This is a genomic window from Inquilinus limosus MP06, assembly GCF_000767795.1.
Taxonomy (GTDB): Bacteria; Pseudomonadota; Alphaproteobacteria; order DSM-16000; family Inquilinaceae; genus Inquilinus; species Inquilinus limosus_E.
In genome coordinates, this window is sequence record NZ_JANX01000028.1 from 1 (window position 1) to 23026 (window position 23026).

20 protein-coding genes and 4 tRNA genes are annotated in these 23026 nt (G+C 67.0%); all 24 read right to left on the reverse strand.

What is annotated here, in order from left to right; translation table 11 throughout:
- Positions 1-73: 73 nt before the first annotated feature.
- A complete protein-coding gene (gene nuoN, locus P409_RS04450; protein ID WP_034832260.1) occupies positions 74-1540 on the reverse strand; it encodes an NADH-quinone oxidoreductase subunit NuoN in 1467 nt (488 codons plus the stop codon).
- A gap of 16 nt (positions 1541-1556) precedes the next feature.
- The gene (locus P409_RS04455) at positions 1557-3077 is read right to left on the reverse strand and encodes an NADH-quinone oxidoreductase subunit M (RefSeq protein WP_034832263.1); all 1521 of its coding nucleotides are present in this window, start codon (positions 3075-3077) and stop codon (positions 1557-1559) included.
- A 9-nt stretch (positions 3078-3086) separates the two neighbouring features.
- On the reverse strand, positions 3087-5033 hold the full coding sequence (gene nuoL / locus P409_RS04460; RefSeq protein ID WP_034832267.1) for an NADH-quinone oxidoreductase subunit L: 1947 nt from the start codon (positions 5031-5033) through the stop codon (positions 3087-3089).
- A 10-nt stretch (positions 5034-5043) separates the two neighbouring features.
- The gene (gene nuoK / locus P409_RS04465) at positions 5044-5352 is read right to left on the reverse strand and encodes an NADH-quinone oxidoreductase subunit NuoK (RefSeq protein ID WP_034832270.1); all 309 of its coding nucleotides are present in this window, start codon (positions 5350-5352) and stop codon (positions 5044-5046) included.
- A gap of 4 nt (positions 5353-5356) precedes the next feature.
- Positions 5357-5956, reverse strand: coding sequence for an NADH-quinone oxidoreductase subunit J (locus P409_RS04470; RefSeq protein ID WP_034832273.1), 600 nt, complete (start codon positions 5954-5956; stop codon positions 5357-5359).
- 106 nt (positions 5957-6062) lie between these two features.
- Positions 6063-6551 (reverse strand): NADH-quinone oxidoreductase subunit NuoI, encoded by a 489-nt coding sequence (gene nuoI, locus P409_RS04475; protein WP_034832276.1) that lies wholly within the window; start codon positions 6549-6551, stop codon positions 6063-6065.
- 11 nt (positions 6552-6562) lie between these two features.
- Complete coding sequence (gene nuoH, locus P409_RS04480; protein WP_034832279.1) at positions 6563-7570, reverse strand: NADH-quinone oxidoreductase subunit NuoH; 1008 nt, start codon at positions 7568-7570, stop codon at positions 6563-6565.
- Positions 7571-7577: 7 nt separating this feature from the next.
- Positions 7578-9632: an NADH-quinone oxidoreductase subunit NuoG gene (gene nuoG, locus P409_RS04485; RefSeq protein ID WP_034832282.1), complete on the reverse strand. Its 2055-nt coding sequence runs from the start codon at positions 9630-9632 to the stop codon at positions 7578-7580.
- A 10-nt stretch (positions 9633-9642) separates the two neighbouring features.
- Complete coding sequence (nuoF, locus tag P409_RS04490) at positions 9643-10941, reverse strand: NADH-quinone oxidoreductase subunit NuoF (protein WP_034832285.1); 1299 nt, start codon at positions 10939-10941, stop codon at positions 9643-9645.
- Entirely contained in the window at positions 10941-11786 is an 846-nt protein-coding gene (nuoE, locus tag P409_RS04495) for an NADH-quinone oxidoreductase subunit NuoE (RefSeq protein ID WP_152613234.1), read from the reverse strand. The genes nuoF and nuoE overlap by 1 nt, the downstream gene beginning before the upstream one ends.
- Positions 11783-12964: an NADH-quinone oxidoreductase subunit D gene (locus P409_RS04500; RefSeq protein ID WP_034832289.1), complete on the reverse strand. Its 1182-nt coding sequence runs from the start codon at positions 12962-12964 to the stop codon at positions 11783-11785. Before P409_RS04500 ends, nuoE begins: the two co-directional genes overlap by 4 nt.
- A 5-nt stretch (positions 12965-12969) precedes the next feature.
- The gene (locus P409_RS04505; protein ID WP_034832292.1) at positions 12970-13617 is read right to left on the reverse strand and encodes an NADH-quinone oxidoreductase subunit C; all 648 of its coding nucleotides are present in this window, start codon (positions 13615-13617) and stop codon (positions 12970-12972) included.
- 18 nt (positions 13618-13635) lie between these two features.
- Positions 13636-14214 carry a NuoB/complex I 20 kDa subunit family protein gene (locus tag P409_RS04510; RefSeq protein WP_081991254.1) on the reverse strand — a complete coding sequence of 193 codons (579 nt, stop codon included), beginning with the start codon at positions 14212-14214 and terminating at the stop codon, positions 13636-13638.
- Complete coding sequence (locus tag P409_RS04515) at positions 14205-14573, reverse strand: NADH-quinone oxidoreductase subunit A (protein ID WP_034832298.1); 369 nt, start codon at positions 14571-14573, stop codon at positions 14205-14207. Before P409_RS04515 ends, P409_RS04510 begins: the two co-directional genes overlap by 10 nt.
- Positions 14574-14905: 332 nt before the next feature.
- Positions 14906-14982 (reverse strand) — tRNA-Asp (locus P409_RS04520).
- Between the two features lie 73 nt (positions 14983-15055).
- A tRNA-Asp gene (locus P409_RS04525) sits at positions 15056-15132 on the reverse strand.
- Between the two features lie 273 nt (positions 15133-15405).
- Positions 15406-15481 (reverse strand) — tRNA-Val (locus tag P409_RS04530).
- 96 nt (positions 15482-15577) lie between these two features.
- Entirely contained in the window at positions 15578-15871 is a 294-nt protein-coding gene (locus P409_RS04535; RefSeq protein ID WP_034832302.1) for an HU family DNA-binding protein, read from the reverse strand.
- A 208-nt stretch (positions 15872-16079) separates the two neighbouring features.
- Positions 16080-18485: an endopeptidase La gene (gene lon / locus P409_RS04540; RefSeq protein WP_034832304.1), complete on the reverse strand. Its 2406-nt coding sequence runs from the start codon at positions 18483-18485 to the stop codon at positions 16080-16082.
- 271 nt (positions 18486-18756) lie between these two features.
- Positions 18757-20022 carry an ATP-dependent Clp protease ATP-binding subunit ClpX gene (gene clpX, locus P409_RS04545; protein ID WP_034832306.1) on the reverse strand — a complete coding sequence of 422 codons (1266 nt, stop codon included), beginning with the start codon at positions 20020-20022 and terminating at the stop codon, positions 18757-18759.
- Between the two features lie 192 nt (positions 20023-20214).
- Positions 20215-20832, reverse strand: a complete 618-nt coding sequence (gene clpP / locus P409_RS04550; protein WP_034832309.1) for an ATP-dependent Clp endopeptidase proteolytic subunit ClpP — start codon at positions 20830-20832, stop codon at positions 20215-20217.
- Between the two features lie 84 nt (positions 20833-20916).
- Positions 20917-22377, reverse strand: coding sequence for a trigger factor (tig, locus tag P409_RS04555; protein WP_034832310.1), 1461 nt, complete (start codon positions 22375-22377; stop codon positions 20917-20919).
- Positions 22378-22438: 61 nt separating this feature from the next.
- A tRNA-Leu gene (locus P409_RS04560) sits at positions 22439-22523 on the reverse strand.
- 134 nt (positions 22524-22657) lie between these two features.
- Positions 22658-23026, reverse strand: a 369-nt coding sequence (locus P409_RS04565) for an ADP-dependent NAD(P)H-hydrate dehydratase (RefSeq protein ID WP_274519141.1), incomplete at its 5' end; no start/stop codon positions are given.

The window sequence follows — 23026 nt, forward strand, 5'->3', positions numbered from 1 at the left end:
TGCTGCCGACGCTGTCCCTCGCGTCGAGCCGCCAGCCTTCCGGCAGCGTGACCAGGGAGGGGCTGCCGGGCAATCAGCCCCCGAACAGGCTGGCCGCGGCCGCCTGGGCTGCCCCGGTCAACGGCGCCGGCAGCAGCCAGAACACCACGATGAACAGGGTCGAGACGGTGAGGATGGCCGGGATCGCGGCGCCTTCCGGCTTGTCGAAGGCGACCTTCGGCTCGTCGAAATACATCACCCGGATGATCTTCAGGTAGTAGACCGCCGACACCACGCTGGCCAGCACGCCGATCACCGCCAGCACGTAGAACTGCTGCTCGATCACCGCCTTGAACACGTAGAGCTTGGCGAAGAAGCCGGCCAGCGGCGGGATGCCGGCCATTGAGAACATCATGATGACGAGCGCGAAGGCCAGGCCGGGGCTGGTCTTGCCGAGGCCGGCGAGGTCCTGGATGCCCTCGACCTGCTTGCCGTTGATGCGCATCGACAGGATCACGGCGAAGGCGCCCAGGCTCATCGGCACGTAGATCGCCATGTAGACGATCACGCCGGTGATGCCCTGCTGGGTGCCGGCGGCGAGGCCGAGCAGGGCGAAGCCGACATGGCCGATCGAGGAATAAGCCATCAGCCGCTTGATGTTGGTCTGCGCGATCGCGGCATAGGCGCCGAGGATCATCGACAGGGCCGAGGCGACGACGATGATCTGCTGCCACTGGCTGGTCAGGTGGCCGAACGGCTCGACCAGCACGCGGATAAACAGCGCCATGGCCGCCACCTTCGGCGCCACCGCGAAGAAGGCGGTGACCGGAGTCGGCGCGCCCTCATAGACGTCCGGCGTCCACATGTGGAACGGCACGGCCGAGACCTTGAAGGCCAGGGCGGCGCAGATGAACACCACGCCGATGATCACACCCATCTGGGTGCCGCCCAGCACGCCGGCGGCCGCAGCCTGGCCGGAGAGGGCCTGGGCCAGCGCGTCGAAACTGGTGGTGCCGAGGAAGCCGTAGACCAGCGAGGTGCCGTACAGCAGCAGGCCCGAGGACAGGGCGCCGAGCACGAAGTACTTCAGCCCGGCCTCGCTCGACCGCTCCGAATCCCGGTTGAAGGCGGCGACGACATAGAGCGACAGGCTCTGCAGCTCGAGGCCGAGATACAGCGAGATCAGGTTGTTGGCGCTGATCATCAGCATCATGCCGACCGTGGCCAGCACGAACAGCACCGGATACTCGAAGCGCGACATGCCCTCATGCTCGAGGTAGTCGAGCGAGAGGATCAGGGCCAGCGCCGAGCCGACCAGGACCACGATCTTCATGAACACGGCGAAGCCGTCGGCGACGAACATGCCGTTGAAGGTCACCGCCCGGCCGCCCTGCCCCATCACCAGCAGCGCCCCGGCGATGATGAAGGACATCACCGCCAGCGAGGCGACGATCCGGGTCGACTTCTCGCCCAGGAAGACACCGATCAGCAGCAGCGCCATGCCGGCGCAGGCCAGGAAGATCTCCGGCAGGGCCGGCATCAGATCGGGAAGAGACACCATGGATCGGATCCCCGGATCAGCGGACGGCCACCGCGACCGCGTCGGCGCGGCCGAGATCGGCGTGGTATTGGGTGACGAGGTGGTCGACCGAGACCGACATCACGTTCAGGAAGCTGGACGGGTAGATGCCCATCCACAGCACGACGATCGCCAGCGGCACGAAGAGGCAGATCTCGCGCGGGCTGAGATCGGTCATCTTCCGCACGTCGTCGCGTGTGATCTCGCCGAAGATGACCTTGCGGTACAGCAGCAGCATGTAGGTGGCGCCCAGGATCAGGCCGGTGGCGACCAGGGTCGCGACCCAGGTGTTCACCTGGAACAGGCCGAGCATGATCATGAACTCGCCGACGAAGCCCGAGGTGGCCGGCAGGCCGACCGAGCCGAGCAGCATGATCATGAAGAACACGGCGTATTTCGGCATGTTGGTTGCCAGGCCGCCATAGCGCGCGATCTCGCGGGTGTGCAGCCGGTCATAGACCACGCCGACGCAGAGGAAGAGCGCCGACGAGACCACGCCGTGGCTGAGCATCTGGAAGATCGAGCCCTCGACGCCCTGCTGGGTCAGCGAGAACATGCCGGCGGTGACGAAGCCCATATGCGCGATCGAGGAATAGGCGATCATCTTCTTCATGTCCTCCTGCGCCAGGGCGACGAGGGAGGTGTAGATGACCGCGACGATCGACAGGCCGTAGACCAGCGGCGTCAAGAGCGCCGTCGCCTCCGGCAGCATCGGGATCGAGAAGCGCAGGAAGCCGTAGCCGCCCATCTTCAGCAGCACGCCCGCCAGGATCACCGAGCCCGCCGTCGGCGCTTCCACGTGGGCGTCCGGCAGCCAGGTATGCACCGGCCACATCGGCACCTTCACCGCGAAGGAGGCGAACATGGCCAGCCACAGCCAGACCTGCATGTCGTAGCCGAAATCCGTCGCCAGCAGCGTCGGGATGTCGGTGGTGCCGGCCTGGACATACATCGCCAGCAGCGCCACCAGCATCAGCACCGAGCCGAGCAGCGTGAACAGGAACAGCTTGAAGGCGGCGTAGATGCGGCGCTCGCCCGAGCCCCAGATGCCGATGATGACGAACATCGGAATCAGCACGCCTTCGAAGAAGACGTAGAACAGCACGTAGTCGAGCGCGCAGAACATGCCGATCATCATGGTCTCGAGGATCAGGAACGAGACCATGTACTCCTTCACCCGGCTGTGGATGCTCTCCCAGCTGGCGAGGATGCAGATCGGCATCAGGAAGGCGGAGAGGACGACGAACAGCACCGAGATGCCGTCCACGCCCATGTGGTAGGCGATGTTGAGGTCCGGGAACCACGCCACCTTCTCTTCCATCTGGAAGCCGACCACCGAGGGGTCGAAGCCGAGCCAGATGGCGACCGTGAGCGCGAAGGTGACCAGCGTGGTCCACAGCGCCACCCAGCGGGAGGTGGCGGCCACGGCGGCCTCGCTGCCCCGGGCCAGCAGCAGGATCAATGCTGCGCCGACCAGCGGCAGGAAGGTGGCGAGCGAGAGGATCGGCCAATTACCCATGGGTCACTCTCACATCCGGCCGCCGAAGACATACCAGGAGACCAGCGCGACCACGCCGATCACCATGACGAAGGCATAGTGGTAGACATATCCGCTCTCGAGCCGGCTGGCCTTGCGGGCGATGCCGATCGAGGTGGCCGCGACACCGTCCGGCCCCAGCCGGTCGATGATCGCGCCGTCGCCGCCCTTCCAGAAGACGCGGCCCAGGACGAAGGCCGGCTTGACGAAGACGGCGTCGTAGATCTCGTCGAAGTACCACTTGCGGAAGAACAGCTGGTGGATCGGCTTGAACGCCCGCACCACCGCGCCCGGCAGGCCCGGCGACTGGATGTAGAACAGCCAGGAGGCGGCGAGGCCGACCAGGCCGGCGACCAGCGGCAGCAGCTTGACCCAGAGGGCGACGTGGTGCGCCTCCTCGATGCTGTCCTGGCCGTGCAGCACCAGGATCGCCTCGCGCCAGAAGTGCTCGCGCCCCTCGCCGACGAAGACGTCGTAGCCGATCAGGCCCGCCAGCACCGCGCCGGTGCCGAGGATCAGGAGCGGCACCAGCATCACCGGCGGGGATTCATGGACATGGTCCATGGTGTGATGGTCGGCGCGCGGCTTGCCGTGGAAGGTCAGGAACAGCAGGCGGCCGCTGTAGAAGGCGGTCATCACCGCGGCCAGGATGCCGAGCCAGTAGGCGAAGGCGCCGACATTGGTGTGCGCGGCCCACGACGCCTCGAGGATCATGTCCTTCGAGTAGAAGCCGGCGAAGCCGAACACGCCCGGGATGCCGATGCCGGCCAGCGCCAGGCTGCCGATCCACATCAGGGCGTAGGTCCACGGGATCAGCCGCCAGATGCCGCCCATCTTGCGCATGTCCTGCTCGCCGCCCATGGCGTGGATGACCGAGCCGGCGCCGAGGAACAGCAGCGCCTTGAAGAAGGCGTGCGTCATCAGGTGGAAGATCGCCGCCTGGTAGGCCGAGACGCCGATGGCGAAGAACATGTAGCCGAGCTGGCTCATGGTCGAATAGGCGATGACCCGCTTGATGTCGAACTGGGTCAGGCCGATCGTCGCGGCGACGAAGGCGGTCAGCGCGCCGATGACACAGACCACGGCCAGCGCGTCCGGGGCGTATTCAAACAGCGGCGACATGCGCGACAGCATGAACACACCGGCGGTGACCATGGTGGCCGCATGGATCAGGGCCGAGACCGGGGTCGGGCCTTCCATGGCGTCCGGCAGCCAGGTGTGCAGGCCCAGTTGGGCCGACTTGCCCATGGCGCCGACGAACAGCAGCAGGCAGGCGGTGGTCAGGGCCGGCAGGTCCATGCCGAGGAAGTTGATCCGCGCGTCGACCATATGCGGCGCGGCGGCGAAGATCTCCTCGTACCGCACCGTGCCGAAGATCTTGTAGACGGCGAAGATGCCCAGGGCGAAGCCGAAGTCGCCGACGCGGTTGACCAGGAACGCCTTCACCGCGGCGGCGCGGGCGCTCTCCTTCTCGTACCAGAAGCCGATCAGCAGGTAGGAGGCCAGGCCGACGCCCTCCCAGCCGAAGAACAGCTGGATCAGGTTGTCCGCCGTCACCAGCATCAGCATGGCGAAGGTGAACAGGCTGAGATAGGCGAAGAAGCGCGGCTTGGAGTGGTCGTGCGACATGTAGCCGATCGAGTAGACGTGCACCATCGCGGAGACGGTGTTCACCACGATCAGCATCACGGCGGTCAGCGTGTCGAACTTCAGCGCCCAGTCGGCGACGAAGGTGCCGCTGCTGATCCACAGCAGCAGCGAATGGGTGCGGACGTTGCCATCGATGGCGACGTCGAAGAACAGCCACCAGGAGATGAGCGCGGCGACGCAGACGCCGAGCGTCGTCACGGCCATCGAGGCGCGGTCACCGATGAGGCGGCCGAACAGTCCTGCGATCAGGAAGCCGGCCAGCGGCAGGAAGATTGCTGCGATGTCCATCGGGGGCGCCTCAGCCCTTCATCATGTTGATGTCCTCAACCGCGATCGAGCCGCGGTTGCGGAAGTAGACGACGAGGATCGCGAGGCCGATCGCCGCCTCGGCGGCGGCGACGGTCAGCACGAACAGCGCGAACACCTGCCCCACCAGGTCGCCGAGCGCGACCGAGAAGGCGACGAGGTTGATGTTGACGGCGAGCAGCATCAGCTCGACCGACATCAGGATGACGATGACGTTCTTGCGGTTCAGGAACACGCCGAAGATGCCGAGCGTGAACAGGATCGCCGCGAGGACGAGGTAGTGCCCGAGTCCGATCGTCATGGCGTCAGGCCCCTTCCCCGGTGCCGATCTTCTTGATCACCATCACCTCCTCGCGCCGGCGCGCGAGCTGCTGCGAAATCACCTGGCGGCGGACGCCGGCGCGGTGGCGCAGGGTCAGCACGATCGCCCCGATCATCGCGACCAGGAGGACGAGGCCCGCGGCCTGGAACGGAAAGGCGTACTGCGTGTAGATCAGCTGGCCCAGCGCCGCGGTGTTGGTCGGGCCCGCATGCGCCGCGCCCGCGGCCAGGATCGACGGGCCGCCGACCGAGCCGTAGAGCAGGAACAACTCGACCAGAAGCACCACGCCGATCAGCGCGCCGATCGGCAGGTAGCGCAGGAAGCCGGCCCTGAGCTCGGCGAAGTTGATGTCCAGCATCATCACGACGAACAGGAACAGCACCGCGACCGCGCCGACATAGACGACGACCAGGATCATCGCCAGGAACTCCGCCCCGATCAGCACGAACAGCGCCGCCGCGTTGAAGAAGGCGAGGATCAGGAACAGCACCGAGTGCACCGAGTTGCGGGCCGAGATCACCATCACGGCGGAGGCCACGGTGATCGCGGCGAAGATATAGAAGGCCAAGGCCTGGATGATCATCTCACGGTGCTCCCTGTCGTCCCCTGCGGACGCTCGAGGTCACGGTTGCTCTACCCCTCTCGGCACCGCCCCGGCCGAATCCCCCGGCGAAGCGGCGCGGCGGGTCTTACCGGTACGGCGCGTCGACCGCAATGTTCGCGGCGATCTGCGCTTCCCAGCGGTCCCCGTTCTGCAGCAGCTTTTCCTTGTTGTAGAAAAGCTCCTCGCGCGTCTCGGTCGCGAACTCGAAGTTCGGTCCCTCGACGATCGCATCCACCGGGCAGGCCTCCTGGCACAGGCCGCAATAGATGCACTTGGTCATGTCGATGTCGTAGCGCGTCGTGCGGCGGCTGCCGTCGGCGCGCGGCTCGGCCTCGATGGTGATGGCCTGGGCCGGGCAGATCGCCTCGCACAGCTTGCAGGCGATGCACCGCTCCTCGCCGCTGGGATAGCGGCGCAGCGCATGCTCGCCGCGGAAGCGCGGGCTCAGCGGGCCCTTCTCGTACGGGTAGTTCAGCGTGGCCTTCTGCTTGAACATGTAGCTGAAGGTCAGCGCCAGGCCGCCCAGGATTTCCTTGAGCAGCAGGCTGCGGGCGGTGCGGTCGATGAACGCCATGTCTCGGCCTTTCAGTTCGGCAGCCAGCCGAAGGCGGTGAGCACGCCGGCGGTGATGACCACCCAGGCCAGCGAGAACGGAAGGAACACCTTCCAGCCCAGCCGCATCAGCTGGTCGTAGCGGAAGCGCGGCAGCGTCGCCCGGACCCAGATGAAGACGAACAGGCAGAAGAGGATCTTCGCCACGAACCAGATCACGCCGGGGATCCAGGTGAACGGCGCGAAGCCGAAGGGCGGCAGCCACCCGCCGAGGAACAGGATGGAGGTCATCCCGCTCATCAGGATCATGTTGGCGTATTCGCCGAGGAAGAACAGCGCGTAGGTCATGGACGAGTACTCGACCATGAAGCCGCCGGTGATCTCGGATTCGCCCTCGGGCAGGTCGAACGGCGCCCGGTTGGTCTCGGCCAGCGCCGAGATGAAGAAGATCACGAACATCGGCAGCAGCGGGATCGCGAACCAGATCGTCTCCTGCGCATGGACGATGTCGGAGATCCGGAGCGAGCCGACGCAGAGCAGCACGGAGATCATGACGAAGCCGATCGAGACTTCGTAGGACACCATCTGCGCCGCGGAGCGCAGGCCGCCGAGGAAGGCGTATTTCGAGTTCGACGACCAGCCGGCGATGATGATGCCGTAGACGCCGAGCGAGGAGATCGCGAACAGGTACAGCACGCCGACGTTGATGTCGGCCAGCACCCAGCCATCGTCGAACGGGATCACTGCCCAGGCCACGAGGCTGAGGAAGAAGGTGATCATCGGCGCCAGGATGAACAGCATCCGGTTGGCGCCCGACGGGATGATCGTCTCCTTGCTCAGGAGCTTGAGGCCGTCGGCGATCGGCTGCAGCAGGCCGAAGGGGCCGACCACCATCGGGCCCTGGCGCAGCTGCATCGCGGCCATGACCTTGCGCTCGGCATAGGTCAGGTAGGCCACCGCGATGATCAGCGGCAGGACGATCGCGATGATCTGAAGGACGACGAGAACCGTCGGCCAGGCGTATCCGCTCCAGAAGTCCATCGCCGCGTTACTCCGCCGCCGCTTTGTGCTGGCCCAGGATCTCGTCGATGCACAGCGCCATCGTCTCCGAGGCGCGGCTGATCGGGTCCGTCATGTAGAAGTTCTCGACCGCCGAGGCGAAGGGCGCCGTGCCCATCGCGCCTTCGGCGCCGAAGGCGCCCCACTCGCCCGGCGCCTGGGTATCCGGCGCCCCGAAGACCGGGTTCACCGCGACCAGGCGCTGGCGCACCTCGCGCAGGCTGTCATAGGGCAGCTTGCGGCCCATGGCCTCGCTGGCGGCGCGCAGGATCTTCCAGTCCTCGCGCGCCTCGCCCGGCGGGAACACCGCCATGCGGGCCTGCTGCACGCGGCCTTCGGTGTTGACGTAGGTGGCGTTCTTCTCGGTGTAGGCGGCACCCGGCAGGATCACGTCGGCGCGATGGGCGCCGCGGTCGCCGTGATGGCCCTGGTAGACCACGAAGGCCTTGCCGAGCCGGCCGGTGTCGATCTCGTCGGCCGCCAGCAGCCAGACGAAGTCGATCTCGCCCTTCTGCGCGCCGTCGAGGATGCCGGCGACGTCGCGGCCGCCCGGGCCAGGCAGGAAGCCGAGGTCCAGGCCGCCGACCCGGGCCGCCGCGGTGTGCAGCACGTTGAAGCCGTTCCAGCCGTCGCGGACTAGGCCGAAGGTCTCGGCGATCCGGCGGCAGGCGGCCAGCACCTGGGCGCCATCCTCGCGGGTCAAAGCCCCCTGCCCCACGATCAGCAGCGGCGCCTTGGCGTTGCGCAGCACCTCGGCGAAGCCGTCGGTGCCGTCGGCGATCGCCGCCAGCGTCTCCGGCCCGGCCCCGAGATGGCGGGTGCGGTAGGTCAGGTCGACATCCGGGCCGACCACGCCGACGGTCAGGCCGTTGCGCAGCCAGCGCTTGCGAATGCGGGCGTTGACGATCGCCGCCTCGGAACGCGGATTGGTTCCGACCAGCAGGATGACGTCGGCCTGCTCGATCCCGGCCAGGCCACTGTTGAACAGGTAGGCGCCGCGCGGCCCGGCCGGCAGCTTCGCCCCGTCCTGGCGGCAGTCGAGGTTGGGCGAGCCGAAGGCCGTCATCAGGTCCTTCAGCGCGACCATGGCCTCGGCGTCGACGGTGTCGCCGGCGATCGCCGCCATGCGCTTGCCATCCAGCCCTTTGGCCTTTTCGGCGATGGCCTGGAACGCCTCGGCCCAGCTGGCCGGCTGCAGCTTGCCGTCACGCCGGACATAGGGCCGGTCGAGACGGCGGCGCTTCAGCCCGTCAATGGCGTAGCGGGTCTTGTCGCTGATCCACTCCTCGTTGACGTCCTCGTTGAGGCGCGGCAGCACGCGCATCACCTCGCCGCCGCGAGCGTCGATGCGGATGTTCGAGCCGACGGCGTCGAGGACGTCGATGCTCTCGGTCTTGCGCAGCTCCCACGGCCGGGCGCTGAAGGCGTAGGGCTTGGAGGTCAGCGCGCCGACCGGGCAGACATCGACGAGGTTGCCCGACAGCTCGGACGCGATCGCCTGCTCGACATAGGTGGTGATCTCCATGTGCTCGCCGCGGTTCACGCCGCCGAGCACCGGCACGCCGGCGATCTCGTCGATGAAGCGGATGCAGCGGGTGCACTGGATGCACCGGGTCATGAAGGTCTCGATCAGCGGCCCGAGATACTTGTCGGTGACCGCGCGCTTGCCTTCGGTGTAGCGGCCCCGGTCGAAGCCGTAGGCCACGGCCTGGTCCTGCAGGTCGCACTCGCCGCCCTGGTCGCAGATCGGGCAGTCGAGCGGATGGTTGATCAGCAGGAACTCCATGATGCCGCGGCGCGCATCGCGCACGACATCGGTGTTCGTCTTGATCACCATGCCGTCGCCGGCCGGCATCGCGCAGGACGCGATCGGTTTCGGCGACTTCTCCATCTCGACCAGGCACATGCGGCAGTTCGCCGGCACCGAGAGCTTGTCGTGGAAGCAGAAGCGCGGCACCTCGATGCCGAGGCGCTCGCAGGCCTGCAGCACCGACGTGCCTGGCTCGACCTCGATCTCGATCCCGTCAATCGTCAGCTTGGGCATCGGTGCCTTCCTATTCCGCGGCTTCGCGGCGATGGGCGCGGTCGCGATGATCGCGGATCCGCTCCTCCATCTCGTCGCGGAAATGCCGGATCAGCGCCTGGACCGGCCAGGCGGCCGCGTCGCCGAGGGCGCAGATGCTGCGGCCGTCGATCTGCTTGGTCACCTGCAGCAGCATGTCGATCTCGTCCGACCGGGCGTTGCCGGTGACCATGCGCTGCATGACCCGGTACATCCAGCCGGTGCCCTCGCGGCACGGCGTGCACTGGCCGCAGCTCTCATGCATGTAGAAGCGCGACAGGCGGGCGACCGCGTAGATCACGTCGGTCGACTTGTCCATGACGATCAGCCCGGCGGTGCCGAGCGCCGACTTGACCTCGCGCAGCGCGTCGAAGTCCATCAGGACGGTGTCGCAGATGTCCTTCGGCAGGATCGGGGCGGAGGAGCCGCCGGGGATCACCGCCTTCAGGTTGTCCCAGCCGCCGCGCACGCCGCCGGCATGCTTGTCGATCAGCTCCCGCATCGGGATGCCGAGCTCTTCCTCGACATTGCAGGGCTGGTTCACATGGCCGGAGATGCAGAACAGCTTGGTGCCCTGGTTCTTCGGCCGGCCGATGCCGGCGAACCAGGCGCCGCCGCGGCGCAGGATCTCGCCGACCACGGCGATGGTCTCGACATTGTTCACCGTGGTCGGGCAGCCATAGAGGCCGGCGCCCGCCGGGAACGGCGGCTTGTTGCGCGGCTGGCCCTTCTTGCCCTCCAGGCTCTCCAGCAGCGCGGTCTCCTCGCCGCAGATATAGGCGCCGGCGCCGCGGTGCAGGTATAGGTCGAAGTCCCAGCCGGTGCCGGCCGCGTTCTTGCCGAGCAGGCCGGCGTCATAGGCCTGGTCGATCGCGACCTGCATGTTCGAGGCTTCGCCGTAGAACTCGCCCCGGATGTAGATGTAGCAGGCGTGCGCCCCCATGGCGAAGGAGGCCAGCAGCGCGCCCTCGATCAGCCGGTGCGGGTCGAAGCGCAGGATCTCGCGGTCCTTGCAGGTGCCCGGCTCCGACTCGTCGGCGTTGATGACGAGGTAGCTCGGTCGGCCGTCCTTGCTCTCCTTCGGCATGAAGGACCACTTCATGCCGGTCGGGAAGCCGGCACCGCCGCGGCCGCGCAGGCCGGAGGTCTTGACCTCCTCGATGATCCTGTCGCGGCCGAGATCGACCAGCGCCTTGGTGTCGCTCCAGATGCCGCGGCGGCGGGCGCCTTCCAGGCCCCAGTCGTCCCAGCCGTAGAGATTGGTGAAGATGCGGTCTTCGTCGCGCAGCATCACTTTTCTCCCGAATCCGCGGTGCCGGGGTGGTCGCCGCTCGGCTCGATCCTCTGCGGCGGCCGGCCCTTCTTCTGCGGCTCGGCGTCGCCGCTATGGGCGCCCGGCGAGGCCTCGGCCTGGGCCGCGACATCCTGCGCCGGCGGCGCGCCGCCGAGCGCCGGATCCGGCTGGTCTGGCCTGCTGCCCTCGGCACCCGGACGGGCGGCCGAGGACGGCACGGCCGGACGATGGCCCGGCTTCATGTTCAGCAGCGTGGTCGCGCCGGACAACGCCTCGGAATTGGTGCGGCCGTTCTGCGGGCCCGGCGTGGTCTGCTGCCCGGCCTTCAGCGCGTCGATCAGCGCCACGGTCTTGTCGTAATCCAGATCCTCGTAGAAATCGTCGTTGATCTGGACCATCGGGGCGTTGACGCAGGCGCCCAGGCACTCGACCTCGAGCACCGAGAACTGGCCGTCCTCGCTGGTCTCATGGTTGCCGCAGCCGGCCCGGTCCCGCAGCGCCCGCATCACCTCGCCCGACCCGCGCAGCCAGCACGGGGTGGTGGTGCAGACCTGGAAGAAGTGGCGGCCGACCGGGGCCTTGTTGAACATGGTGTAGAAGCTGGCGACCTCGTACACCCGGATCCGCGGCATCTCCAGCAGGTCGGCGACATGGTCCATCGCCACCCGCGGGATCCAGTTGTGGTGCTGGCGCTGGGCGAGGTCGAGCAGCGGGATCACCGCGCTCTGCTGCTTGCCCTCGGGATACTTGGCGATGATCTTCTTCGCCCGCTCGAGGTTCTCGGGCGTGAAGGCGAAATGCTTCGGCTGCTCCGCCTCCGGCGCAATCCCTGCGGCCGTCATCGGTCGATCTCCCCGAACACGATGTCCTGGCTGCCGATGATCGCGACGGCATCGGCCAGCATGTGTCCCCGGCTCATGAAGTCGAGCCCCTGCAGATGAGCGAAGCCAGGGGCGCGGATGCGGCAGCGATACGGCCGGTTGGTGCCGTCCGCGACCAGATAGACGCCGAACTCGCCCTTCGGGGCCTCGACCGCGGCGTAGGTCTCGCCGGCCGGGACGTGATAGCCCTCGGTGTAGAGCTTGAAGTGATGGATCAGCGCTTCCATCGACCGCTTCATGTCGGCCCGCGGCGGCGGTGACACCTTGCGGTCGGTGGTCTTCACCGGGCCGTCCTTCGGCATCTGCTCCAGGCACTGCCGGATGATGCGGTTGGACTGGCGCATCTCCTCGACCCGCAGCAGGTAGCGGGCATAGCAGTCGCCGGTCAGGCCGACCGGGACGTCGAACTCCATCCGGTCATAGACGTCGTAGGGCTGCGCCTTGCGCAGGTCCCAGGCGATGTTCGAGGCGCGCAGCATCGGGCCGGAGAAGCCCCAGGCCTTGGCCTGCTCCGCCGTCACCACGCCGATATCGACCAGGCGCTGCTTGAAGATCCGGTTCTCGGTCAGCAGGTTCTCGAGGTCGTCGACGAATTTCGGGAAGCGCTCGGTATAGGCCCAGATGTCGTCGGCCAGGCCGGCCGGCATGTCCTGGGAGACGCCGCCCGGGCGGAAGTAGTTGGCGTGCAGCCGCGCGCCCGACACCCGCTCGTAGAACTCCATCAGGAGCTCGCGCTCCTCGAAGCCCCACAGCGACGGGGTCACCGCGCCGACGTCCAGCGCGTAGGTGGTGATGTTCAGCAGGTGGTTCAGCACCCGGCCGATCTCGGCGAACAGCACGCGGATGTACTGCCCGCGCTCCGGCACGGTCAGGCCCAGCAGCCGCTCCACCGCCAGGGCGAAGGCGTGCTCCTGGTTCATCGGGGCGACATAGTCCAGGCGATCGAAATAGGGCGTCGCCTGCATGTAGGTCTTGTACTCGATCAGCTTCTCGGTGCCGCGATGCAGCAGCCCGATATGCGGATCGGCCCGCTCCACCACCTCGCCGTCCAGCTCCAGCACCAGGCGCAGCACGCCGTGCGCGGCCGGGTGCTGCGGGCCGAAGTTCATGGTGTAGGGCTTGATCTGGGTCTCGACCATGATGCTTACGCCTTCGGCTCGTTCAGCGCGGCCTTCTCGTCGCCCGGCAGGACCACGGGCACGTCAGGACCGGGGCGCGTCATGCCTTCCCACGGGCTGAGGAAATCGAAGGTGCGGAAATCCTGGGTCAGCTTGACCGGCTCGTAGACTACCCGCTTCTGCTCGGTGTCGTAGCGGACCTCGACATAGCCGGTCAGCGGGAAATCCTTGCGCAGCGGATGCCCCTCGAAGCCGTAATCGGTGAGGATGCGGCGCAGATCCGGGTTGTCGGCGAAGAAGATGCCGTACAGATCCCAGGCCTCGCGCTCGAACCAGGTCGCGGCCGGGAAGACGCCGGCCGCGGACGGGACCGGCGTGTCCTCGTCGGTCGTCACCTTGACCCGGATCCGGCGGTTATGCCGGAAGCTGAGCAGGTGGTAGACGACCTCCAGCCGCTCCGGCCGGGTCGGATAGTCGGCGCCGCAGATGTCGGTCAGCTGCTCGAACAGGGCGTCGGCCGCGTCGCGCAGATGGGTCAGCACCCGGACGACCGACTCGCGCCGCACGGTCAGGGTCAGCTCGGCCGTCGGCGACACCGAATGGTCGAGCACATCCGCGCCCAGCGCCGCCGCGAGGGCCGTGCCGAGGTCGGTCAGTTCCTGGATCGATGCCATTCCTTGCTTCCCGATCCCTCAGCGGATGATCCGGTTGCCGCGCCGGATCTTCTTCTGCAGCTGCATGATGCCGTAGACCAGGGCCTCGGCCGTCGGCGGGCAGCCCGGGACATAGATGTCGACCGGGACGACGCGGTCGCAGCCGCGCACCACCGAGTAGGAGTAGTGGTAGTAGCCGCCGCCATTGGCGCAGGAGCCCATCGAGATGACCCAGCGCGGCTCGGGCATCTGGTCGTAGACCTTGCGCAGGGCCGGGGCCATCTTGTTGGTCAGCGTGCCGGCGACGATCATGACGTCGGACTGGCGTGGGCTGGGCCGCGGGATGACCCCGAGTCGGTCCAGGTCATAGCGCGGCATGTAGGCGTGGATCATCTCCACCGCGCAGCAGGCCAGGCCGAAGGTCATCGGCCACAGCGATCCGGTGCGCGCCCAGCCGAGCAGCGCGTCGAACTGGGTCAGAAGGAAGCCCTTGTCCTGGATCTCGGCATTGGCGGCACGGATCACCGCGTCCTGCCCGGGGCCGGGGGGGATCGGCGTGCCGATGCCCACGGGGCTGGTCGCCACCGGGCTGCTCGGCTGAGTCGCGCTCACTCCCATTCCAGCGCTCCCTTCTTCCACTCGTAGATGAAGCCGACGGTCAGGACGCCCAGGAACACCATCATCGACCAGAAGCCGAACATCCCGATGTCCTTGAGCGCCACCGCCCAGGGAAACAGGAAGGCCACTTCCAGGTCGAAGATGATGAACAGGATCGAGACCAGGTAGAACCGGACGTCGAACTTGGAGCGCGCGTCGGCGAAGGCGTCGAAGCCGCACTCATAGGCCGAGAGCTTCTCGCTGTCCGGGTTCTGCTTCCCGACGACGAGGGACGCGCCGACCGCGGCGCCGGCGATCACGATGGCGATCGCCAGGAAGACGAGGATCGGAAAGTACTCCGACACTAGAGAGGTCGTCATCGCTCACCCGTCACACGTGGAGCCTGCTCGATCTTGATCGGCAGGCGCTCCACCCCAAATCTCATTCTTCGTCGAGAGGGTGGCCCGTTCCGGGTCCCTTCCGGCGCGGCCTTTATAGGCCGGCATGTCGGACGAGAGAAGCGAATTTCCGCCACATTTTCTAATTGCGAATGCTTCTCAACCGCATGATTTTGCTGGGATCTTCGCCTTTCCCCGGGATGCCTCGGACGGCCATCTGGACCGGCAGGTCCAGCCGCGTCCAAATGCAGCAAGGGCCGCGAACCCGTCACAGACGAGGCGGCCCGGAGCAAGTAACGGCGGGATCGGGGAAGTGGCGCGAGTGACGGGACTTGAACCCGCGGCCTCCGGCGTGACAGGCCGGCGCTCTAACCAACTGAGCTACACCCGCGCAGGGTGCCGGCAACGATCACAGGGCCTTCGGCGGACCGCCGAAACCCGGAGCGAGACCGGAATACAGGAAGTGGCGCGAGTGACGGGACTTGAACCCGCGGCCTCCGGCGTGACAGGCCGGCGCTCTAACCAACTGAGCTACACCCGCGCATCTGGCCGCTCATCGCGGCGAGGCGCTTGAGATACCCACTCCACCGGGGGCTGTCAACTCGAATTGCCGGCGGAGGAGCGGGATTTTCAAGCGGAGGAAAACAGCGGCTTTCCGGAAAATCCGCCCGTCACGGCGAGCCCCGCAGGGGCGTGGCCATCCAGAGGTCGGTGCCGCTGGATGGCCACGCCCCTGCGGGGCTCGCCGTGACGGAAAAACCGGAGAGTCGATCTGACGACCACCTTGGTGCCAGGCACCGAAGCGGCCAGGGACTGGTGGGCGATGACGGGCTCGAACCGCCGACACTCGGTGTGTAAAACCGATGCTCTACCAGCTGAGCTAATCGCCCGGGCGGACCCGCGGGAGCGATCCCGCGGGGTCCGGACATGAAGCGGCCGGTCGGGCCAAGGCGCCGACCGGCCGGTTCTGACACAAGCGCGAAGGCTTACTTCTTCTTGCCGCCGGTGCTGTTGACGGCATCCTTCAGGCCCTTGCCGGCCTTGAACTTGACCTGCTTGGAGGCGGCGATCTTGATGGTCTCGCCGGTCCGCGGGTTGCGGCCCTCAGACGCGGCACGCGCCGCGACGCCGAAAGTGCCGAACCCAACGAGGCGGACTTCCCCCCCCTTCGTCAACGTCTTGGTGACGCCGTCAATGAAGCTGTCGATGGCGTTGCCAGCATCGGCACGCGACAGACCGGTGCTTTCCGCGACGTGTGCGACGAGATCGTTCTTGTTCACGTGTCGGCCTCCTTCAGGCTCTGTGTTGGTCGTTCCGGCAGGGACGCCGGAAACAGGCTAGGTACATCTCCAAACCGACAACCGTTCGATGCGCCTTTCCCCGACACCGAAACGTCACGAAATGTAAGCGTATCGCGGAAACCCGGTCAATCGTCGGCGGCCCTGAAACACATGGAATTCTGCCAAGTTCCAAGGCCGCCGAGATACCTCAGTGGCGGATCACCGCTTCGTCGTCGCCATCAGCGGCGACGGGGGCGATGTCGTCCACATCCGTTTCCTTCCATTCGATCGGCTCCAGAGGACGCACCAGGGCGTTCTTCAGAACCTCCTCGACATTGGCGGTCGGCAGGATTGCCAAGGCCTTCTTCACCGAATCCGGGATATCCGCAAGGTCTTTTTCATTGTCCTTGGGAATAATCACCGTCTTGATCCCGGCCCGGACGGCCGCCAGCAGCTTCTCCTTCAGGCCGCCGATCGGCAGCACGCGCCCGCGCAGGGTGACCTCGCCGGTCATCGCCACGTCGCGGCGGACCGGGTTTCCGGTCAGCGCCGAGACCATGGCCGTGACCATGGCGATGCCCGCCGACGGCCCGTCCTTCGGGGTCGCCCCCTCCGGCACGTGGACGTGGATGTCGCGCTTGCCGAACAGCGTCGGCTTGATGCCGAAGGACACGGCGCGGGCCTTGGCGAAGCTTTCCGCCGCCTGCACCGATTCCTTCATCACGTCGCCGAGCTTGCCGGTCGCCACCACGCGGCCGCGGCCGGGGACCGGCACGGCCTCGATCGACAGGATCTCGCCGCCGACCTCGGTCCAGGCCAGGCCGGTGACGACGCCGACCATGTCCTCCAGCTCCGCCTCGCCGTACCGGAACTTGCGCACGCCCGCGTATTTCTCGAGATCCGCCGGCTTGACGGTGATCTTCTTGACGTCGCTGGTCAGGATCTCGCGCACCGCCTTGCGCGCCAGGCCCGCAATCTCACGCTCCAGGCTGCGGACGCCCGCCTCCCGGGTGTAATAGCGAATCAGGTCGCGCAGCGCCTCGTCGGTCAGCGTCCACTCGCCCTTCTTCAGGCCGTTGGCCTCGGCCTGCTTCTGGATCAGGTGGCGCTTGGCGATCTCGACCTTCTCATCCTCGGTGTAGCCGGGGATGCGGATGATCTCCATGCGGTCCATCAGCGGCTGCGGCATGCGCAGGCTGTTGGCCGTGCAGATGAACATCACGTCCGACAGGTCGTAATCGACCTCGAGATAGTGGTCGTTGAAGGTCGCGTTCTGCTCCGGGTCCAGCACCTCCAGCAGGGCCGAGGACGGGTCGCCGCGGTAGTCGGCGCCCAGCTTGTCGATCTCGTCCAGCAGGAACAGCGGGTTCGACGACTTGGCCTTCTTCATGCCCTGGATGACCTTGCCCGGCATCGAGCCGATATAGGTCCGCCTATGGCCGCGGATCTCCGCCTCGTCGCGGACGCCGCCCAGCGACATGCGCACGAAGTTGCGGCCGGTGGCCTTGGCGATCGACTTGCCCAGCGAGGTCTTGCCGACGCCCGGAGGACCGACCAGGCACAGGATCGAGCCGCGGATCTTGCTGGTCCGCTGCTGCACGGCCAGGTACTCCAGCACGCGCTCCTTGACCTTCTCCAGGCCGTAATGGTCGTCGTTCAGCACCTGTTCGGCGTGGATCAGGTCCTTCTTGATGCGGGTCCGCTGCTTCCAGGGAATCGACAGCATCCAGTCGAGGTAGTTGCGGACCACCGTGGCCTCGGCCGACATCGGGCTCATCGACCGCAGCTTCTTCAGCTCGGCCATGGCCTTGTCGCGGGCCTCCTTGGTCAGCTTGACTTTGTTGATCCGCTCCTCGAGCTCCGCCGCCTCGTCGCGACCGTCCTCGCCCTCGCCGAGCTCCTTCTGGATCGCCTTCAGCTGCTCGTTCAGGTAGTACTCGCGCTGGGTCTTCTCCATCTGCCGCTTGACGCGGCTGCGGATGCGCTTCTCGACCTGGAGGACGCCGATCTCGCCCTCCATGAAGCCATAGACCTTCTCCAGCCGCTCGGTGATCGAGGCGATCTCGAGGATCTGCTGCTTCTCGGGGATCTTCAGCGACAGGTGCGCGGCGATGGTGTCGGCCAGCTTGGCGCCGTCCTCGATCTGGTTGACCGAGACCAGCACTTCAGGCGGGATCTTCTTGTTGAGCTTGATGTACTGCTCGAACTGGGCGACCGCGGCGCGGCCCAGCGCCTCGACCTCCTGCGGGTCGGCGCCAACCTCCTCGAGCGGCTCCACCTGGGCCTGGAAGAAGTCCGGATTGTCGGAATAGCGCACGATGCGCGCGCGCTGCACGCCTTCCACCAGCACCTTGACGGTCCCGTCCGGCAGCTTCAGCAGCTGCAGCACCGTCCCGATCGTGCCGACGTCGAAGATCTCCTCCGGCGACGGGTCGTCCTGCGAGGCGTTGCGCTGGGTGACCAGGAGGATCTGCTTGTCCTCCTTCATCACGTCCTCCAGCGCGCGCACCGACTTCTCGCGGCCGACGAACAACGGCACGATCATGTGCGGGAAGACCACGATGTCCCTCAGAGGCAACACCGGGTACAGCGTGTCTTTGTTCAGGTTCAACATGCGTTCTGCCTTACTGGGGTGGGCAGCGGCCCGGGAAGCGGCGCCGCGCCGGCGCCGGACGGTGGAGACCCGGCGCGCCTGATAAACGTGGCGATGACCGGAGGCCGTTCAAGGGACGGGAATGCTGCAGCCCTCATGACCCCGTCACAAGAGCGCAATCGGGCCACAGTGGCAAGCCAAAGGCGGCCTTCCGGGCCAAGTTCGAAACGAAACAGCCGATGCCCGGAGGCATCGGCTGTCAGGTCGGTCAGGATCTGTCGCGGGCCCGGCGTCAGGCGCTGGGGGCGCGGTCCTGCTGTTTCTCCGCGTAGATCAGGAGCGGCTTGGCGCGGCCCTCCACCACCTCGCGGTTGACCACGATCTCGACCACGCCGTTCATGCTCGGCAGGTCGTACATCGGCTCGAGCAGGATGCTCTCCATGATCGAGCGCAGGCCGCGCGCGCCGGTCTTGCGCTGGATCGCCCGGTTGGCGATGCCCTTCAGGGCATCGTCGGTGAGCGACAGGTGCACGTCCTCCATCTCGAACAGCCGCTGGTACTGCTTCACCAGCGCGTTCTTCGGCTTGGACAGGATCTCGATCAGCGCGTCCGAGTCGAGGTCCTCGAGCGTCGCGACCACCGGCAGGCGGCCGACGAACTCCGGAATCAGGCCGAACTTCAGCAGATCCTCGGGCTCGACCTCGCTGAAGATCTCGCCGGTCGTCCGCTCATCCGGCCCGCGCACATCGGCGCCGAAGCCGAGCGAGCTGCCGCGGCCGCGCTGGGAGATGATCTTCTCCAGCCCGGAGAAGGCACCGCCGCAGATGAACAGGATGTTGGTGGTGTCGACCTGCAGGAACTCCTGCTGCGGGTGCTTGCGCCCGCCCTGCGGCGGCACCGAGGCGATGGTGCCTTCCATGATCTTCAGCAGGGCCTGCTGCACGCCCTCGCCCGAGACGTCGCGGGTGATCGAGGGGTTGTCCGACTTGCGGCTGATCTTGTCGACCTCGTCGATGTAGACGATGCCGCGCTGCGCCCGCTCGACATTGTAGTCGGCGGCCTGCAGCAGCTTGAGGATGATGTTCTCGACATCCTCGCCGACATAGCCCGCCTCGGTCAGCGTCGTCGCGTCGGCCATGGTGAAGGGCACGTCGAGGATGCGCGCCAGGGTCTGGGCCAAGAGCGTCTTGCCGCAGCCGGTCGGCCCGATCAACAGGATGTTGGACTTTGCGAGCTCGACCTCGCCGTTCTTCTGCCCGTGCGCCAGCCGCTTGTAGTGGTTGTGCACGGCGACGGAGAGCACCTTCTTCGCGTGCTCCTGGCCGATCACGTAGTCGTCCAGAACCTTGCGGATGTCCTTCGGCGTCGGGACCCCGTCGCGGTTCTTGACCAGCGTGGTCTTGTTCTCCTCGCGGATGATGTCCGTGCACAGCTCGACGCACTCGTCGCAGATGAACACAGTCGGGCCCGCAATCAGCTTGCGAACCTCGTGCTGGCTCTTGCCGCAGAACGAGCAGTAGAGCGTGTTCTTCGAGTCACCGCCTGAGGTCTTGCTCATCACTGCCTCACTTCCGCATCCGCGATACCGACCCGCGTGCCCCTGGCGCCCAGGCCGGGATGCGGTTGCCTCCAGATGGCGGCGGCTCCACCCTGCGACAAGGTCGTCCCGGCGCAGGGCAGATCCGCTTCATCACGAATCAAGATAGCGCCCTTCGGCCCCGTTCGGTAGGGCCGCGGGCCAAGAGATCGATTATTCAACGGTCGGACGCCGCTCGACGACCTCGTCGACGATGCCGAAGCCCTTGGCTTCGTCGGCCGACATGAACTTGTCGCGGTCCATCGAGCGCTCGATCTCCTCGAGGCTCTGGCCGGTGTGCTTGACATAGACCTCGTTGAGCCGCTGCCGCAGCTTGAGGATCTCGCGGGCCTGGATCTCGATGTCCGAGGCCTGGCCGCGGGCGCCGCCCGAGGGCTGGTGCACCATGATCCGGCTGTTCGGCAACGCGAAGCGCTTGCCGGGAGCGCCGGCGGCCAGCAGCAGCGAGCCCATCGACGCCGCCTGGCCGATGCAGACGGTCATGATCTGCGGCTGGATGTACTGCATGGTGTCGTAGATCGCCATGCCCGCCGTGATCACCCCGCCCGGCGAGTTGACGTAGAAGGCGATGTCCTTCTTCGGGTTCTCGGATTCCAGGAACAGCAGCTGGGCGCAGACCAGGCTGGCCAGCTCGTCATAGATCGGCCCGGTCAGAAAGATGATCCGCTCCTTGAGGAGGCGGGAATAGATGTCATAGGCGCGCTCGCCCCGGTTGGTCTGTTCCACGACCATCGGGACCAGGGCGTTCATGCTCGGCTCATACGGAGGCATACGTTCCTCGAAGGCTCGCGCGGGCCGGCAGGGCGCCGCGGCTCACCCCTACATTAGGGGAGGTCCGCGGCGACCTTCAACCGGTCAGGCGCCGGTGCCGGTGTCGGCGTCGGTGTCGGCGGCCTTCGTCTCGGCGCCCTCGGTCTCGGCGGCGGCCTTCTTGGCCGACTTACGCTTGGCGGGCTTCGCCTCCTCGACCGGCTTGGCCTCGGCGGCCTCGTCCTCGTCCGGGTCGCGCGCCAGCTCCTCCGGCGTCACGGTGGCGTCGGTGACCTTGATCTTGCCGAGGATGACGTCGACGACCTTCTCCTCGAACAGCGGCGCGCGCAGATTCTCGATCGCCTGCGGGTTCTGGCGGAAGAAGTCCACCACCTGCTGCTCCTGGCCCGGATAGCGGCGGGCCTCGGCGATCAGGGCGCGGTTCAGCTCCTCCTGCGTCACCTCGACGTTCTCGGCGCGGCCGATCTCGGCGAACAGCAGGCCCAGGCGGACGCGGCGCTCGGCGATGGCGCGGTACTCGGCCTTCAGCTCGTCCTCCGGCTTGTTCTTGTCCGGATTGTCGTCGCCGCCGGTCTCGATCGACTGCTGCACCTGCTTCCAGATCTGGTCGAACTCCAGGTCGACCATGCCCTGCGGCACGGCGAAATCGACCAGCTCGGCCAGCTTGTCCAGCAGGGCGCGCTTGGCCCGCAGGCGCGACACCCGGCCGAATTCCTGCTCGGTCTGGGTCTTGACGGCGTTGCGCAGGCCCTCGAGGTCCTCGAAGCCCAGCTCCTTGGCGAACTCCTCGTTCACCTCGGGCACCACGCCCTTCTCGATCGACTTGACGTCGACCTCGAACTTCGCCGGCTTACCGGCGTGCTCGGGGCTCTGGTACTCCTCGGGGAAGCTCAGCGAGACGGTGACATGCTCGCCCGCCTTCTTGCCGACCAGCTGCTCCTCGAAGCCGGGGATGAAGCGGCCCGAGCCGATCTCCAGGCGATGGTCCTTGCCGGACATCTCCTCGCTCGGCGCCTGGCCGTCGAGGCTGCCCTCGAAGTCGATGACGGCGACGTCGCCGTTCTGCAGGCCGCGCTCCTCGGTCACCGGCTCGAACTTGCGGCGGGTCTCGGCGATGCGCGTCAGGCCGGCGGCGATCTGCTCATCGGTCACCTCGGCGACCGGGCGGGTGATCTCGACGCTGTCGAAGGCCGGCGCGGTGATCTCCGGCAGCACCTCGACATCGACCTTGTATTCCAGGTCCTTGCCCTCGTCGAAGCTGGTGACCTCGACCTTCGGGCGCAGGGCCGGGCGCAGGTTGCGCTCGTCCAGGGCCTTGCGCGTGCCCTCGTCAACGGCGCCTTCCAGGACCTCGCCCATGACCGACTTGCCATAGCGCTGCTTCATCAGCGACACCGGCACCTTGCCGGGGCGGAAGCCCGGGAGCTTGACCCGGCCCGCGAGCTTGACGAGCTCCGTCTGGACGCGTTGTTCGATGTCGGCCGCCGGCACGACGATCTTGAACTCGTGCCGCAGACCCTCGGTGCTGGTTTCGATCACTTGCATCGGTCTTCAGGAATCCGTCGATGTGACAGGTCGGACGCTATGTGCCCTGTCTGAGGTTTGATGGTGCGGGCGGAGGGATTTGAACCCCCACGGCTTTCGCCGCTGGAACCTAAATCCAGTGCGTCTACCAATTCCGCCACGCCCGCGAAGACCCCCACCCTGCCCGCCCCCGAAAACACGCACAAAAAGGCACGCAGCGGAGGGAGTCGGCCCTGCGAAGCGCCGGTCTATAGCACAGGGTTTTTATGGGCGACAGGCAAAAGGCGGGCGGCCGGGGGGCTCACAGCCGGTCCAGGACCGCCGGCAGCGCGTCGATCACGTCCTCGGCGATCAGCCCGGCGCCGACCCGCTGCGCCGCGGCGCCGTGCAGCCAGACGGCGGCGCAGGCGGCCTCGAATCCCGTCATGCCCTGCGCCTTCAGCCCCAGCACGATCCCGGCCAGGACGTCGCCGGTGCCGCCGGTGGCCAGGGTCGGCGGGGCGTTGGCGTTGATCGCGGCCCGGCCGTCCGGCGCCGCGATGATGGTATCGGCTCCCTTCAGCACCACCACAGCCCCGACCGTCGCCGCGGCCCGGCGCGCCCGGACCAGGCGGGAGGCGTCGCCCTTGCCGAACAGCTTGTCGAACTCGCCCTGATGTGGCGTCAGCAC

What these genes read in the sequence shown, in the direction of transcription:
- nuoN (WP_034832260.1), bottom strand. Translation starts at nt 1,540, where the DNA reads ATGGTGTCTCTTCCCGATCTGATGCCGGCCCTGCCGGAGATCTTCCTG.
- P409_RS04455 (WP_034832263.1), bottom strand. Translation starts at nt 3,077, where the DNA reads ATGGGTAATTGGCCGATCCTCTCGCTCGCCACCTTCCTGCCGCTGGTC.
- nuoL (WP_034832267.1), bottom strand. Translation starts at nt 5,033, where the DNA reads ATGGACATCGCAGCAATCTTCCTGCCGCTGGCCGGCTTCCTGATCGCA.
- nuoK (WP_034832270.1), bottom strand. Translation starts at nt 5,352, where the DNA reads ATGACGATCGGACTCGGGCACTACCTCGTCCTCGCGGCGATCCTGTTC.
- P409_RS04470 (WP_034832273.1), bottom strand. Translation starts at nt 5,956, where the DNA reads ATGATCATCCAGGCCTTGGCCTTCTATATCTTCGCCGCGATCACCGTG.
- nuoI (WP_034832276.1), bottom strand. Translation starts at nt 6,551, where the DNA reads ATGGCGTTCATCGACCGCACCGCCCGCAGCCTGCTGCTCAAGGAAATC.
- nuoH (WP_034832279.1), bottom strand. Translation starts at nt 7,570, where the DNA reads ATGGACTTCTGGAGCGGATACGCCTGGCCGACGGTTCTCGTCGTCCTT.
- nuoG (WP_034832282.1), bottom strand. Translation starts at nt 9,632, where the DNA reads ATGCCCAAGCTGACGATTGACGGGATCGAGATCGAGGTCGAGCCAGGC.
- nuoF (WP_034832285.1), bottom strand. Translation starts at nt 10,941, where the DNA reads ATGCTGCGCGACGAAGACCGCATCTTCACCAATCTCTACGGCTGGGAC.
- nuoE (WP_152613234.1), bottom strand. Translation starts at nt 11,786, where the DNA reads ATGACGGCCGCAGGGATTGCGCCGGAGGCGGAGCAGCCGAAGCATTTC.
- P409_RS04500 (WP_034832289.1), bottom strand. Translation starts at nt 12,964, where the DNA reads ATGGTCGAGACCCAGATCAAGCCCTACACCATGAACTTCGGCCCGCAG.
- P409_RS04505 (WP_034832292.1), bottom strand. Translation starts at nt 13,617, where the DNA reads ATGGCATCGATCCAGGAACTGACCGACCTCGGCACGGCCCTCGCGGCG.
- P409_RS04510 (WP_081991254.1), bottom strand. Translation starts at nt 14,214, where the DNA reads ATGGGAGTGAGCGCGACTCAGCCGAGCAGCCCGGTGGCGACCAGCCCC.
- P409_RS04515 (WP_034832298.1), bottom strand. Translation starts at nt 14,573, where the DNA reads ATGACGACCTCTCTAGTGTCGGAGTACTTTCCGATCCTCGTCTTCCTG.
- lon (WP_034832304.1), bottom strand. Translation starts at nt 18,485, where the DNA reads ATGTTGAACCTGAACAAAGACACGCTGTACCCGGTGTTGCCTCTGAGG.
- clpX (WP_034832306.1), bottom strand. Translation starts at nt 20,022, where the DNA reads ATGAGCAAGACCTCAGGCGGTGACTCGAAGAACACGCTCTACTGCTCG.
- clpP (WP_034832309.1), bottom strand. Translation starts at nt 20,832, where the DNA reads ATGCCTCCGTATGAGCCGAGCATGAACGCCCTGGTCCCGATGGTCGTG.
- tig (WP_034832310.1), bottom strand. Translation starts at nt 22,377, where the DNA reads ATGCAAGTGATCGAAACCAGCACCGAGGGTCTGCGGCACGAGTTCAAG.